Origin of the sequence: Sulfitobacter sp. F26169L (genome assembly GCF_026410285.1) — a bacterium.
Lineage (GTDB): Bacteria > Pseudomonadota > Alphaproteobacteria > Rhodobacterales > Rhodobacteraceae > Sulfitobacter.
In genome coordinates, this window is the sequence record NZ_JAPMLP010000001.1 from 145,344 (window position 1) to 158,186 (window position 12,843).

A 12,843-nucleotide genomic window follows, 5' to 3' on the forward strand; every position below is an offset into this window, starting at 1 on the left:
GACTCCCCGGGATATTTTTGGCCAAAAGAAGTCGGGACCTTAGCGGCGGGACAGGACGAGGCCGTCAAGTTCGCGTAACAGCTTTGTCTGCATGACGGCTTCAAAATTCTCGAAACTCTGGGCGGCTTCGATAAAAGCGTCGGGTCCGAGGATGACTTCGGCCTGAAAGTAGGCGCTTAAATCGGCAATGTTGGATGCGCGGTTCTGCCCTGCCGGTTGCGCGTCCGAACCGATTACCAAGGCATTGATGGTTATTCCTTTATTGGTAAGTCGGGGTTTGACGGCTCGGGGGCGGGGGCCGAGATTGCTTTTCCCGTCGCCTGAGATATCCAGAGTTCTGCGCCAGCAATGGGTGCGTTGCGCAAGGTGCTGTGCGCCGAGTATCATCGCGACGCCAAGCGCTGTGCCCGGTGTTGCTTCGGGTCTGCGTTCGGTGCTGCGGATGGTTTCGATTGCGGCGCCCAGAGCGGCGGGGCTTGAAATCTGCGTCCAAGGAAGCAGCGTTTTCTGGTCCTTTGGTCCGCTCCATTCGAAAATCAAAAGCTCTACGGGCGGGTCCGGTTGGTCCAGCAATGCTGCGCGCACCGGCGCGCTGTCGAGTGCATTTGCCAATCCTGCAATTTGTAGCCGGTACTCGCGCGCATCCACAGAGCCGGATACGTCAAGGCCAAGTGCCAATGCCTGACGGCAGGGTTCTGCGGCAATAGCCGATCCTGAGGTGAGGGCGAAAATCGCGGCAAGGGTTGCGGCAACGGGTTTCATCCGGCTTTGCCGTTTTGTCTGAGTGACCCGATGGAAGGGGGGGTGAGCTCCCGTTCAAGCTTGCGGCGCATTGCGCGTTCGTAATCTTCGAACCCGTCAGCGACAATCAGGAACGCGCCGGGGCCATGGATGACCTCTGCGCGATAGAACGCGATGAGGCCAACTTCTCCTTCGAAATCGGCAGCGTTGACGACCAACCCGTTAACTGTGACATTGTCGAAAGGAAAAGCGCGAAAGGCGCTGGCGGGTGGAAAACCTTCGTTGCTTTGCCCGTCGCCTGCCATATCAAGCGTTTTGCGTAAGCATTCCGGTGCGCGATCAAGCAGCTGGGCGCCGTAGCCGAGCGCGTATCCCATTGCTGTGGGTGAATCGAAATGGCTGCGGTTTGTAGACGATAGCGTTTCAGCCGCCGAGACCAGGGCCGCGCGACTGTCAATCAGGGTCCAATCGAGCAGAATTTTCTGATTGTAGCGGCCTGACCATTCATAAACAGCCAGCGCTACCGGAAGGTCGGCCGCAAAAAATGCGGCTTCGACTTCGGGCGAAACCAATGCTGCCACCATGCCGCCGCGCTGTAATCTATCTTCTGCGGCATCTACCGAGCTGGACACATCCATTGCCATTGCCAGCGCCAAGCGACATTCAATGGCGCTGGCGGGCAAGGCGGCACAAGCCAGCCCTGCGGCTGTAAGGGCCGCACGTATCACCAGCTTCCTGTGTTTTCCATTGATGCCCAAGGTTCGACAGGGGGAAGCGCATCCCCTTCCTGAAGCAGCTCAATCGAAATATTATCCGGCGAGCGGACAAATGCCATTCGGCCGTCACGCGGGGGGCGATTGATAGTTACGCCGTTTTCCTGTAAAAAATTACAAGTTTCGTATATGTTTTCAACAGTATACGCTAGATGCCCGAAATGGCGGCTGTCTGATGGCAGGCCGTCGTCACCGTCCCAATTGTAGGTCAGCTCAACATCGGCATGGCCATCGTCCATCTCTGGTGGACATAGAAAAACCAGCGTAAACCGGCCTTCTTCATGTTCCATGCGCCGACGTTCTTTCAGCCCAAGTAGTTTGTAGAACGCAATCGAGGCATCGAGATCTTTCACGCGCACCATTGTGTGCAGGTATTTAATTGGCATGGAAAAGCTCCTGTATAAGCAAATTCAAGTTGCTTCTACCCTAGCACTGCTTGTCTGGGTGTCGAGGTCCGCGTTGGTCAAAACGACGATGCGATCCCGATGCTCAGCCCCACGCGGTTGACGTCATAAAGCCCGATATTGCTGTCGGTGGTCGACGCGCTGAGGCTGACGGTGGGGTTGAAACCGAAGTAGTCGATCTGTTTGAACGTTGCGCTCACTTCAGCGGCGATTTGGAAATCCCGCCGTCCCGATGCGTCATGCGGGGATACATCGTAATCGCGAAAGCTGGTGCTGAGACCGAATTGCAGTGCTGTTCCCATCACCTCCCGGCCCAGCACATACCCCGAGCGCAGGCGCAATTCATCGTATTCCAGCCGGTCCAAATCCGCGCGCTGCGATGTGACTGCGACACCAAGATAGAGGCCATCACCGCTGGCCAGACGGCGGCTTAATCCTGCGCTCAGGCTGAGGGAATGTTGATCAGACCCACTTTGCGCACTGCGAGTTTCGGCGCCAAGACCAAAACTCAGCTTGGAATTGGGGTTGACGTGATAGGTCTGCCCCAGTTGTGCGCGCAAAAAGCGATTGTAGCGCGCACCGCCATAAAAGCTCTGGCCAATATCGGCGCTGAGGCTGAATTCTCCGCGCCGGTCATGGCGCAGTTGTTTGTACCCATAGCCGATCTGCACCGTGCCATAGGCGAAATCACTGCCCGTCAGCTTGCGCGCTTCTTCACCGCGCGCCACGCGCTCGGCATCCTCGGCGGCTAGATCGTCTTTGGCCGAACCGGACAAGTGATAGGTCTGATAGGACAGGCTGAGCCGCAGATCATGGGCGCTACGCTCTGTCTGGTGGAACCGATAACGGCTCTGGATATCAAGGCCCGTTTCCATACCTGACAGCGCCTTCGACGAAGCTTTAAGAGTAGCTTCAACTCCATCTGGATTAAAAGGATCGATAAATTCGTAATAAAGGGAGGAAGTGTCGCGTGAAGATCCATTGTTGATGTTTGAATTCGGAGCAAATGTGAAAGAGAGTTGGGTATGCCACGGGTTCCGTTGCTGGACATAACCGTAGTCCTGACGTGCTTTAGCTGCATGTCCAGACGACGGTGCGATATTATAAGCTCGTCTCAACCAAAGCTGCGCTCGCGTCCTTTTTCCATCTGAAGATAGCGCTTGGGCGATTAATAGAGCTGATGAAAACTTTTCATTGTCGTTTACTGCGTATTTCCATCCTAGTAGTGCGGCTTTTCTTGCAGCTTCAAACTGTCCCATGTTCCGCAATGCACGTGATCGTATAAGATGAGGTGTAGTATCTTGACGATTTCGCAATATTAGTGCGTCAACGAGGGCAATAGCTTGCTCGCTTTGACCAGCGACCAAGCTGAGCTTGGCCGCCTCTTCCATTTCTGCTGGAGTAAGGACAATCTTAGCATGGCTTGGATTCGCCTCTGTAACAAATATGAGAGATATCACAAGAACGTGCTTCACGTAACAACCAGCGGGCATGACTAGTTATTAGCGCCACGGTAAACGATGAAACCTGCTGTCTCTCGTGTAGTTACATTTTCGTAATCCGTATCGTTTGTAACTACGATTACACCCGCGATTTCATCTGGTCCATCACCTGAAACAACAGCGTAGAAATTACCGGCTTCGTAGTCTTGAATTTCTCCGGAGCCATCTACATAGGTGCTTTCGAATTCACCAACCAGATCACCGCTGTCCTTCAGGCTGTTAGGCCTAATGATCAATTGAGCAGTGGGATATGCCTCCATTCCTGGGTTGATATTATCGATAATCCTTTGTGTGATATCTACACCGTTCGCATCAAATATTCTTCTATTTGTCCATTCGGCTTTGACCCCATCGCCTCTCGTGCCGGTGACATCGTTGAAGTCTTCGAAGTCGATATCGATATTCAGATTCCCGGTTGTGTACTCCAAGCCTCCCTTACCCTCAAAATCACGTATGCCGGCAGTCTTACCACTGAACGTTGCCTGGCCGGTATCTGGTAGGGTTACAGTTCCATTGCGTTGATAGATGAAACCGCCGAAGCCGTAGTCTCGAAAGCTAGATGAGCGTACGATCGCGAATTGGGTGTTAGGCACGCCATCTGCATCAGTTGCTCTGCTTACTCCATATATCGCGCGATACCCGAATTGAGAAATTGGATCATTTGTGACTGAATCAGGAAATGGAGTTGTCGATTCATATACAGAAAAGCCATTTAGACTACTAACGTCGGTTCCCCGAACATAAACATTAGCTGAGTCAAACGCGAGATTATCTACAATAAAGGTATCACCATCACCGTTCTCGTCGAGCGGGATGTACCTCACATCTCGTACGTATCCGTCAGTACCATCGTTGCCGGTATTCTCTTCATATCGCACAATTTTGGTGCTGCTGGTTGGCGATGTCGTTCCAGGGGGGACGCCTATACCAGAGATGCCGTCATTGTCTGAGCCACCCGCATCAGTGCCACCACCCGTCGGTTGACCATCTCCTGTCGTGCCATCCCCGCTGGATCCAGCACCGTTGTTCTCATCGAAAGGGTTGCCCCCGCTGCAAGCGCCCAAACCCGCAATAAGAACAAGGCCAATGATTGTATTTTTCAATTTTCTGCCCTCAATGTAGTCGTTTTTGTTTTGAAGACAGTCACCCCCCCAATATGCGATGTCAATGACACGGCTTGTGCCGTGCGCAAGAAACATCTTAATCATGGCGAAAAAGCAATACCGTATATGGGTTTCACGCCGCCCCATCCACCAGATATAGTCACCCACGAATCCCACCGACAGGAAACATCATGCCAATCAGCCCAGACCAACAAGCCGAAATCGACGCCCTGCGCGCCCAGACCAAACCGACCCTGCGTGCCGTTTCCGAAGGAATGGAGGCGCATTTGTATACCGCGCACGAAGTTCTGGACCACGGGTTTATCCGCGTGATCGATTATATGGGGAACGACGAGGCGATCTGCCAGGCGGCCCGTGTATCGTATGGTAAAGGCACCAAATCGGTGCAGAACGACGAAGGGCTGATCCGCTATCTGATGCGGCACTGGCACTCGACCCCGTTCGAGATGTGCGAAATCAAGCTGCACGTAAAGCTGCCCGTTTTTGTGGCGCGCCAGTGGATCCGGCACCGCACCGCCAACGTTAACGAATACTCCGCCCGCTATTCGATTCTGGATCGGGAGTTCTATATTCCCGCGCCCGATCACATAAATGCGCAATCTGTGGTCAACAATCAGGGCCGCGGCGGCGTGCTGGAGGGGGCAGAGGCCGCGCGCGTGCTGGAGATCCTGAAATCCGATTCGAACCGCGCCTATGATCACTACGAGGCGATGATCGGCACAGAAGGGCCGGACGGAGAGCCCCAGGACGGCCTCGCGCGCGAACTGGCGCGGATGAACCTGCCCGCCAACATCTATACCCAGTGGTACTGGAAAGTTGACCTGCACAACCTCTTCCACTTCCTGCGCCTGCGCGCCGACCCCCACGCCCAATACGAAATCCGCGTTTACGCCGATGCCATCTGCAAAGTCGTCGCCGATTGGGTGCCAGCGGCATACGGCGCCTTCGAGGACTACCGCCTCGGAGGCGCAACACTCTCCGGCAAGGCACTGGACTGCATCCGCCGGATGCTAAAAGGCGAAGAGGTGACGCAGGAGAATAGTGGCATGAGCAAGGGGGAATGGCGGGAGTTTGAGGGGGTATTGAAGTGAGTAGAGGCCGCTCAGTTCGTGTTTATCTAGCTGATGGAAAAGCCGCAGGGATTCTTACGGCCGAGATTATGAATTGGACAGGGCATGTGTTAGCAGCTCCTCGGACACGGTTTGAGGGCGTCCTTTCTCGGCCAGAGTTCCGGCGAACCGGCGTCTATCTCTTGATCGGAGCTGATGACGAGGGCAGTGACCTTCCAAAAGTATATGTCGGTGAGGGAGATGATATTGGAAAGCGCCTCTATTCCCACAATAAAGAAAAGGATTTTTGGGATCGCTTTATCGCCGTGACAAGCAAGGACATGAATTTAACAAAAGCCCATGTACGTTATCTGGAAGGCCGAATTTTGACTTTGTTGCAAGAAGCGAAGAAGGCAAAAATCGAAAATAAGGGGATGCCCCAATTCGATTTGCTGCCTGAAGCTGATATCGCCGATATGGAAGCGTTTCTTGTTGAAATTCAGCTTGTTCTGCCCGTCATCGGCGTCGAAGTGTTAAAGAAGCCTCAACAGTTGAAAACAGGAGAGCAGACTCAATACGAACAAGCTTCCGAGGCAATTCAATTCGAATTAGCAAACATCAAAGCCGGTATAACAGCTACAGCAAGAGAAGACGCTGGTGATTTTATCGTCGAAAGAGGAGCGATCGGAGCATGGCGGGAAGCAATTTCGTTTAAGGGCAATATCAAGTCGATCCGCGATGATGCGTTGCAGACGGGCCAGATTGTAAAATTGGGCGAAAATAACTTCCGAGTTGAGGAGGATATATCCTTCAGCAGCCCGAGCGCAGCCGCTGTTTTCCTTTTTGGTACTGCACGCAACGGGCGGACCGACTGGATTGTTGTAAATAACGGAGCTACCTATGGAGCGTGGAAGGACGCTGCTATTGAGCGAGAACTTAACAGCCGTATCTGATAAGTATTTCACTGGACAGATACTCGACACAGCCCAATCTCCGATTGGGCAGCGCCCGAACGGCCCCCGCGGGGTGGGCGCTTTGCTTCCTGCCCCTCGGATCGGGCGCGGGGGTTTAATTGGGCGCTTCGCACGCCATCACTGTGCGCTGTTTGTAAATTAGGGGTTGGAGTGCGACAGGTTGGTTTTACAAACGCTGGCCCGTTTTGCGATGATGGATGGGGCGCTATTCAGTGGCATACCCTGAACAAACAGAAACACCCCGACCGCCAATTTCCCGTGAAAAAGCTGGACTTGCCCTGAGGGCTCGGCAAAACTACACCCAACATATCAATGATCGAGGTGTAATATGCATAGATTCAATGGATTGGCGCTGGCTGCGGCTTTTGGTGTCCTTACAGCGCTACCCGGTGGCGCGGTGGCGGATGTTAATATCTATCCATACCCGTCAAAGCATAATTTCTGTCCCGCAGGGCTTCAACCTGTCACAATCGACGGGACAGTCTCTTGTGGACGGCCGAACCAGCATGTGAGTTACGAGCATGTCAACGCTCATCCCGTCACGCGCAAAAAACACCGTAAGGTCGCACGGCACAAACCCTATCACGCGCGCAGCTATTGCGAAGTTGGCACTAAGGGCTGCACATTCGACTAAGCCCTTGTCGGCAAATAATCCTCCGGCATTTTCCATCGCGGATCAGCCGGAGAAACTGCATTAGATCAGCGTAAGGTCTGATGCCATCTGGCGTCCGTCGCGCCCTTCGGTCAATTCATAGCTAACCTTCTGATCATCGGCCAAGCCGGTCAGCCCCGACCGCTCTACCGCCGAAATATGCACAAACACATCCGAGCCGCCGCCATCGGGCGCAATAAATCCAAATCCTTTGGTCGTATTAAACCACTTAACAGTTCCTGTCGGCATCGTTTCCACGCCTCCTCTTTTCAGTATCATCCCGCGCCTGCGGGAGGTGAGGAGCAAGCCTTCAAAATAGCCCTCACTCTTTAAACATCTGGTCCGTTTGGAAAAATTTCAAGGACTCGGGCGTAAATATTGGGTAGTGGTGGTGCAGCACATATACCAGACGGAGGATTTTAGAATGGTTGAACTGTACGGTTTGAAAAACTGCGATACCTGCCGTAAGGCATTGAAAGCGCTGCCGGATGCGGCGCTGGTTGATGTGCGTGCAGATGGTGTGCCAGCGGCGGTTATGGCGCAGGCCTACGCGCAATTCGGAGACAAGCTGTTAAATACCCGCTCAACCACATGGCGGGGCTTGGACGAAGGGGCGCGCGCGCAAGACCCGCTGGCGCTGCTTGCAGAGCATCCAGCCCTGATGAAACGCCCGTTGATTGCCGTGGGAGACAGGCTTTTTCTGGGCTGGTCTGCGGAAACAGAGGCGCAGGTGCAGAGCGCGCGTTAATCGCGCGACTGCAGCGCGCGATCAAAGGACAGCGGCCCCGCGCCCTTGATCACCAATATCAACAGCAGCAATATCCACAGTGCGCGCTGGTCTATAATTACCGCGTCCGCAAAGCGGTCAAACCACGCGCCAGCAATTTTCGGATCACCCCAGAGGCCGTGGCCGAATAGGTCTGTAAGCGATTGCACCACCACAAATCCGATCATTCCCAAGGCAGCAAACCGCGTAAACAGTCCCAGCACAATCAACGCAGGCAAAATAAACTCCGCCCATGTGCCTGCCAACGCAATAACCTTGTGGAAGATCGTGAACTGTTCGGTGTCATAGCCCGCCGCTTCCATCATGCGCGGAAATATCTGAACGTAGGCGCCCGCTGACGGCGAGAAAATACCGGCAAACCCGTCCCCCAGCTTTGTCAGGCCAGATACCCAGAAATAAATCAGCAAAATTGCTGAAAACAGCAGGCGAGCCAGCGTGGGCAGAAGCCATTCCGCATGTTCCAGTTGCTGTGTAAGTGAGCGGTAACGGGTCAGCAGGGCGGTCATTCAGGTGTCCTTTCGGGTGTGCAAAAGGCGTGGCTTTGCAGGGCAAGTGTGAGGGTGGTGGCGAAATCGAAATCGGGCGCGGCGGCGGTTGCCGCTTCAATTGCCGCGCCCAGCGAGCGGGTGCGCAGTGTGGTGAACCATGTCGCAGCGCCCGTCGGCAACAGATGCACTTCGGGGTCAAACTCGGGGCGGGTGATTAGAACTGCCTGGCCCACAGGGCGCGGCGCAGGCGCGGTCGGGTCTGTCGCGCGCTGCCACAGATCAAACACCGGCCAGCGTGAGCGGATCAGCCGCGTTGCGGGCGCGCAAACCAGATGCAGATTTCCCAGTACTTCGGGTGGCCGCTGCAACACCGCTGCGTCAAACGGTACGGCATCGGCAGCGTGATAACACGCCCGCCGGGCCAGATCGAATCGCGCGACATCCCCCAGATACCCCAAGTGTGCCAACGGCGTGAACGCCTCCAGAAACGCAGGGAAATCTGCGCCGTAATGCATCATCAGAGGAGACGAAGGTGGGTGCTGGCGTACAAACAGCGGTGCAAGGCTGTCAAAATTCTCGGGCCCGACGAGTGCGCGCACAGTCGGAAAGGCAAGCTTCATCGCTTCCGTCAATGAGACGACCACATTGTTTCGATATACGTCATAACGGCGTCCGGCCGGTGCGCCGGTTGCGTCCTGCAAACCCTGTGGTGCAGGTGCCGCCGCATCCAGTAAAGCGGCGCGAAAACTGGATTGGTTGACGGACATCAACACGCCGGCGCAAGCGCGAGCGCTGTCGCCGCGCGCTCTGCTTCGGCGCGCAAGATAGGCCATTCAGGCACATCGGTGTCCCATTCCACCAGCACGGGTTTGGGGCCGCATCGCGCCAACGTATACTCAAGCAGGGCCCAGACAGGATCAACCACAGGCGCGCCGTGACTGTCGATCAACAAGGGCGCGCCATGATCGTCTGTAACCTCATCATGCCCGCCAACATGAATTTCGCCGACCGCATCCAGCGGATAGGCATCGATATACGCTTGCGGACTGACACCGAGATTGACGGAAGAGACGAAGACGTTGTTCACGTCCAGCAACAGGCCACAGCCCGTCCTTTGCACGAGCGCGGCCAGAAAATCGGTTTCGGCGTAGGTGCTTTCGGCGAAAGCGAGATAGCTTGACGGGTTTTCGAGCAGCATTTGGCGGCCCAGCGTATCCTGCACTTGCGCAATGTGATCGCCAACGCGGGCCAACGTCGTGTCTGTATAGGGTAGGGGCAACAGATCGTTCAGAAACTCTGCGCCATGGGTGGACCACGCCAGATGCTCGGAAAAACTGCCGGGGTTCGCCCGCTCCAGCAGCTTGCGCAGGCGCGCCAGATGGGCAGTGTCTAGCGGGTTTTCGCCGCCGATGGACAGCCCGACACCATGTACCGACAGCGCGAAACGTTCGGACAGCGCACGCAACTGCGCATGGGGGCGGCCACCATCGCCCATATAGTTTTCGGCGTGAATTTCAACCCATTCGACAGGGCCGGGTGTTTCCAGTAGTTCGGCGAAGTGCTGCGGCTTGTATCCCACGCCAACCGCGTTCGGCAACTGTTGGGAGGGGATGGATTGATCATACATTTCAGCGCCCTCCGGTGTTCAACGCGGTGGTAAAAGCCCCGCCCTTGGGCAGGGCTTTGTCAGGTGGCTTATGCTGGCAGGTCGCGGTCAAGCGCTTCCAGTGATCCACTGCGCGCTGTGCCATCTGCCATTTCTGGCAACTCGATCTCGGTGCAGGTGCCCGCGTCAACGAGCGTCCATGCGTTGCCCTGGTAATCCGTGACAGATGTGCCCGCGCATGTGGTTCCCGGACCCGCAGCGCAATCGTTGTCACCCGCCAGCGATACGCCATAGCATTTCTCTTTCGAGGCTGCTTGCGCTGTGGTGGTGGCACCTGTCACGGATGCGGCGACGACGCCTGCAATGGCGAGGGTTTTCAGTGTTGTGGACATCAAGTATCTCCCTGTTTTGAAGTCACGTAAATTTTGTAACTTCAATTTAAGCAGGACAGGCCGCGTAAATCTACTCACGAGGCAGTGTGTCACGGCACCGTCAGCGGTTTCGCCGGAATGTGAGATGAAATGCCGTCAATTCGGGCTCTTCTGGGCTGTTTTGTAACAAAAAGGGGGCATGAAGCCCCCCGATGATGTCATTTGTTACAATAGATCGGGCGGCGTTGCCTCGATCTTGAGGGCGGCTGTAACATCGTCCAGCGCCTGTACCGATGTCTGTTTTTCACCCAAGCGGCGCACGGAAACGGTGCGATCTTCGACCTCACGCGCGCCGACAGCCAGAATGACAGGCACCTTGCCGACAGAGTGTTCGCGCACTTTATAGTTGATCTTTTCGTTGCGAACGTCCGCCTCCGCGCGCACGCCAGCGGCGTTCAACTGCGCCACCACCTCTGCCACATATTCATCGGAATCAGATGTGATTGACGCCACAACCACCTGGCGCGGGGCCAGCCAGAACGGCAGTTTTCCCGCGTGTTCCTCGATCAGGATACCGATGAACCGCTCGAACGAGCCAAGTGTCGCGCGGTGCAGCATCACGGGGCGGTGTTTGCCACCGTCCGCGCCGACATATGTGCTGTCGAGACGCTCTGGCATCACAAAATCCACCTGATGCGTGCCACACTGCCAGTCACGGCCAATGGCATCCGTCAGGACAAACTCCAGCTTGGGGCCATAGAATGCGCCCTCACCGGGGTTGATCTCCGGTTCGATCCCCGCCTTGCGGGTGGCTGACAATAACGCGGCCTCTGCTTTGTCCCAGACTTCGTCCGAGCCCGAGCGCGTTTCCGGACGGTCGGAAAACTTTACTTTGAAATTGTCGAACCCGAGGTCTTTGTAAATGGCGGAGAGGAATTCGATGTAGGTGAGGGTTTCTTCCTCGATCTGGTCCTCGCGGCAGAAGATATGCCCGTCATCCTGGGTAAATCCGCGCACCCGCATAATGCCGTGCAGCGCGCCCGATGGTTCATAGCGGTTGCAGGACCCGAATTCGGCCATGCGCAAGGGCAGATCGCGATAGCTTTTCATGCCGGTGTTGAAAATCTGCACGTGGCAGGGGCAGTTCATGGGTTTCAGCGCGTTCACGGTTTTTTCGCGCGCGTGTTCCTCGTCCACTTCGACGATAAACATGTTTTCCTGATATTTTTCCCAGTGTCCCGATGCTTCCCACAGTTTGCGGTCAACGACTTGCGGTGTGTTCACCTCAACGTAGCCGCCCGCGCGCTGTTTACGGCGCATGTAGTCTTGCAACTGCGTATAGATCAGCCAGCCGTTGGGGTGCCAGAACACCTGACCGGGTGCTTCTTCCTGCATGTGGAACAGGTCCATCTCGCGGCCCAGCTTGCGGTGATCACGCTTTGCCGCTTCCTCCAGCATGTTGAGATGCGCGCGCAGCTTTTCCTTGCCGGTAAACGCCACGCCATAGATGCGCTGCAACATCGCGCGCTTGCTGTCGCCGCGCCAGTATGCGCCCGCAATGCTCATCAGTTTGAACGCGTCACCGGGCAACTGGCCTGTGTGTTGAAGATGCGGACCACGGCACAAATCCTGCCAGTCGCCATGCCAATACATGCGCAGCGGCTCAACACCGGGGATGCTTTCGATCAACTCGACTTTGTAGGGTTCTTTTAGGTCTTCGTAATGTTTGATCGCGCGCGCGCGGTCCCAGACCTCGGTGCGGACCGGATCACGGGTGTTGATGATTTCTTTCATCTTCTTTTCGATTGCGCCCAGATCTTCGGGCGTGAACGGCTCGGCGCGGTCAAAGTCATAATACCAGCCGTCCTTGATGACGGGGCCGATGGTGACCTTTGTGTCAGGCCAGATCTCCTGAACCGCGCGGGCCATAACGTGCGCGAAATCGTGGCGCACCAGCTCGTTTGCCTGATCCTCGTCGGCCATGGTGTGAATGGCGATGTCGGCGTCGGCATTGATCGGCCATGCCAGATCAAAATGCTGGCCGTTCACGGTGGCGCTGATCGCCTTCTTGCCAAGGGATTTCGAGATGTCGGCAGCGACTTCGCCCGCAGTGATACCTGCGTCGTAGTGCCGTGCATTGCCATCAGGAAGGGTAAGTGCGATCTGGGCCATTTTGGGCCTCCTCGTCGGTTTGGCGCCTACGAGACGCCCGGTTGCGGGTTCAATGGGGGCTATTTGGCCGTACCCGTCGCTTGCGTCAAGGGGGTGTGCACCTTTCGCGTGCCTGCCACACGGATCGTGTTAATTCTATCAACGAAGCCATTGCGCGCTTGTATTAGTGTTCTGGATGCCGGACGCGCAGCATGGTTGAA

Annotated in this window: 15 protein-coding genes; 4 read left to right on the forward strand and 11 right to left on the reverse strand. The window is 55.7% G+C overall.

Annotation, left to right across the window (positions count from 1 at the left end; translation table 11 throughout):
- Positions 1-39: 39 nt before the first annotated feature.
- The 5 genes from OS189_RS00680 to OS189_RS00700 form a co-directional block, all read right to left on the reverse strand.
- Entirely contained in the window at positions 40-762 is a 723-nt protein-coding gene (locus OS189_RS00680) for a DUF1194 domain-containing protein (RefSeq protein ID WP_267165358.1), read from the reverse strand.
- Positions 759-1,469 (reverse strand): DUF1194 domain-containing protein, encoded by a 711-nt coding sequence (locus OS189_RS00685; protein ID WP_267165359.1) that lies wholly within the window; start codon positions 1,467-1,469, stop codon positions 759-761. The genes OS189_RS00680 and OS189_RS00685 overlap by 4 nt, the downstream gene beginning before the upstream one ends.
- Positions 1,466-1,900 (reverse strand): VOC family protein, encoded by a 435-nt coding sequence (locus tag OS189_RS00690; protein WP_267165360.1) that lies wholly within the window; start codon positions 1,898-1,900, stop codon positions 1,466-1,468. Before OS189_RS00690 ends, OS189_RS00685 begins: the two co-directional genes overlap by 4 nt.
- 77 nt (positions 1,901-1,977) lie before the next feature.
- Positions 1,978-3,411: a surface lipoprotein assembly modifier gene (locus tag OS189_RS00695; RefSeq protein WP_323380207.1), complete on the reverse strand. Its 1,434-nt coding sequence runs from the start codon at positions 3,409-3,411 to the stop codon at positions 1,978-1,980.
- Between the two features lie 2 nt (positions 3,412-3,413).
- Positions 3,414-4,691, reverse strand: a complete 1,278-nt coding sequence (locus OS189_RS00700; protein ID WP_267165361.1) for a hypothetical protein — start codon at positions 4,689-4,691, stop codon at positions 3,414-3,416.
- A 23-nt stretch (positions 4,692-4,714) separates the two neighbouring features.
- Here OS189_RS00700 and thyX point away from each other — a divergent pair, with 23 nt between their 5' ends.
- From thyX to OS189_RS00715, 3 genes are all read left to right on the forward strand, one after another.
- Positions 4,715-5,635, forward strand: coding sequence for an FAD-dependent thymidylate synthase (gene thyX / locus OS189_RS00705; RefSeq protein ID WP_267165362.1), 921 nt, complete (start codon positions 4,715-4,717; stop codon positions 5,633-5,635).
- On the forward strand, positions 5,632-6,546 hold the full coding sequence (locus OS189_RS00710) for a GIY-YIG nuclease family protein (RefSeq protein ID WP_267165363.1): 915 nt from the start codon (positions 5,632-5,634) through the stop codon (positions 6,544-6,546). Before thyX ends, OS189_RS00710 begins: the two co-directional genes overlap by 4 nt.
- 349 nt (positions 6,547-6,895) lie before the next feature.
- Positions 6,896-7,201 (forward strand): hypothetical protein, encoded by a 306-nt coding sequence (locus OS189_RS00715; RefSeq protein WP_267165364.1) that lies wholly within the window; start codon positions 6,896-6,898, stop codon positions 7,199-7,201.
- Between the two features lie 60 nt (positions 7,202-7,261).
- Here the strand turns inward: OS189_RS00715 and OS189_RS00720 are convergent, their stop codons facing one another.
- A complete protein-coding gene (locus tag OS189_RS00720; protein ID WP_267166037.1) occupies positions 7,262-7,468 on the reverse strand; it encodes a cold-shock protein in 207 nt (68 codons plus the stop codon).
- Between the two features lie 175 nt (positions 7,469-7,643).
- Between OS189_RS00720 and OS189_RS00725 the strand changes: the two genes are divergently transcribed.
- On the forward strand, positions 7,644-7,967 hold the full coding sequence (locus OS189_RS00725) for an arsenate reductase family protein (protein ID WP_267165365.1): 324 nt from the start codon (positions 7,644-7,646) through the stop codon (positions 7,965-7,967).
- Here OS189_RS00725 and OS189_RS00730 read toward each other — a convergent pair.
- From OS189_RS00730 to thrS, 5 genes are all read right to left on the reverse strand, one after another.
- The gene (locus OS189_RS00730) at positions 7,964-8,512 is read right to left on the reverse strand and encodes a DoxX family protein (RefSeq protein WP_267165366.1); all 549 of its coding nucleotides are present in this window, start codon (positions 8,510-8,512) and stop codon (positions 7,964-7,966) included. The genes OS189_RS00725 and OS189_RS00730 overlap by 4 nt on opposite strands.
- Complete coding sequence (locus tag OS189_RS00735) at positions 8,509-9,261, reverse strand: HvfC/BufC N-terminal domain-containing protein (RefSeq protein WP_267165367.1); 753 nt, start codon at positions 9,259-9,261, stop codon at positions 8,509-8,511. The genes OS189_RS00730 and OS189_RS00735 overlap by 4 nt, the downstream gene beginning before the upstream one ends.
- Positions 9,261-10,121: an MNIO family bufferin maturase gene (bufB, locus tag OS189_RS00740; RefSeq protein WP_267165368.1), complete on the reverse strand. Its 861-nt coding sequence runs from the start codon at positions 10,119-10,121 to the stop codon at positions 9,261-9,263. The genes OS189_RS00735 and bufB overlap by 1 nt, the downstream gene beginning before the upstream one ends.
- A gap of 68 nt (positions 10,122-10,189) precedes the next feature.
- A complete protein-coding gene (locus tag OS189_RS00745; protein ID WP_267165369.1) occupies positions 10,190-10,492 on the reverse strand; it encodes a BufA1 family periplasmic bufferin-type metallophore in 303 nt (100 codons plus the stop codon).
- 204 nt (positions 10,493-10,696) lie between these two features.
- Positions 10,697-12,643, reverse strand: a complete 1,947-nt coding sequence (gene thrS, locus OS189_RS00750) for a threonine--tRNA ligase (RefSeq protein ID WP_267165370.1) — start codon at positions 12,641-12,643, stop codon at positions 10,697-10,699.
- Between the last annotated feature and the right edge of the window lie 200 nt (positions 12,644-12,843).

What these genes read in the sequence shown, in the direction of transcription:
- OS189_RS00720 (WP_267166037.1), bottom strand. Translation starts at nt 7,468, where the DNA reads ATGCCGACAGGAACTGTTAAGTGGTTTAATACGACCAAAGGATTTGGA.
- thrS (WP_267165370.1), bottom strand. Translation starts at nt 12,643, where the DNA reads ATGGCCCAGATCGCACTTACCCTTCCTGATGGCAATGCACGGCACTAC.
- bufB (WP_267165368.1), bottom strand. Translation starts at nt 10,121, where the DNA reads ATGTATGATCAATCCATCCCCTCCCAACAGTTGCCGAACGCGGTTGGC.
- OS189_RS00745 (WP_267165369.1), bottom strand. Translation starts at nt 10,492, where the DNA reads ATGTCCACAACACTGAAAACCCTCGCCATTGCAGGCGTCGTCGCCGCA.
- OS189_RS00690 (WP_267165360.1), bottom strand. Translation starts at nt 1,900, where the DNA reads ATGCCAATTAAATACCTGCACACAATGGTGCGCGTGAAAGATCTCGAT.
- thyX (WP_267165362.1), top strand. Translation starts at nt 4,715, where the DNA reads ATGCCAATCAGCCCAGACCAACAAGCCGAAATCGACGCCCTGCGCGCC.
- OS189_RS00725 (WP_267165365.1), top strand. Translation starts at nt 7,644, where the DNA reads ATGGTTGAACTGTACGGTTTGAAAAACTGCGATACCTGCCGTAAGGCA.
- OS189_RS00715 (WP_267165364.1), top strand. Translation starts at nt 6,896, where the DNA reads ATGCATAGATTCAATGGATTGGCGCTGGCTGCGGCTTTTGGTGTCCTT.
- OS189_RS00695 (WP_323380207.1), bottom strand. Translation starts at nt 3,411, where the DNA reads ATGCCCGCTGGTTGTTACGTGAAGCACGTTCTTGTGATATCTCTCATA.
- OS189_RS00730 (WP_267165366.1), bottom strand. Translation starts at nt 8,512, where the DNA reads ATGACCGCCCTGCTGACCCGTTACCGCTCACTTACACAGCAACTGGAA.
- OS189_RS00680 (WP_267165358.1), bottom strand. Translation starts at nt 762, where the DNA reads ATGAAACCCGTTGCCGCAACCCTTGCCGCGATTTTCGCCCTCACCTCA.
- OS189_RS00735 (WP_267165367.1), bottom strand. Translation starts at nt 9,261, where the DNA reads ATGTCCGTCAACCAATCCAGTTTTCGCGCCGCTTTACTGGATGCGGCG.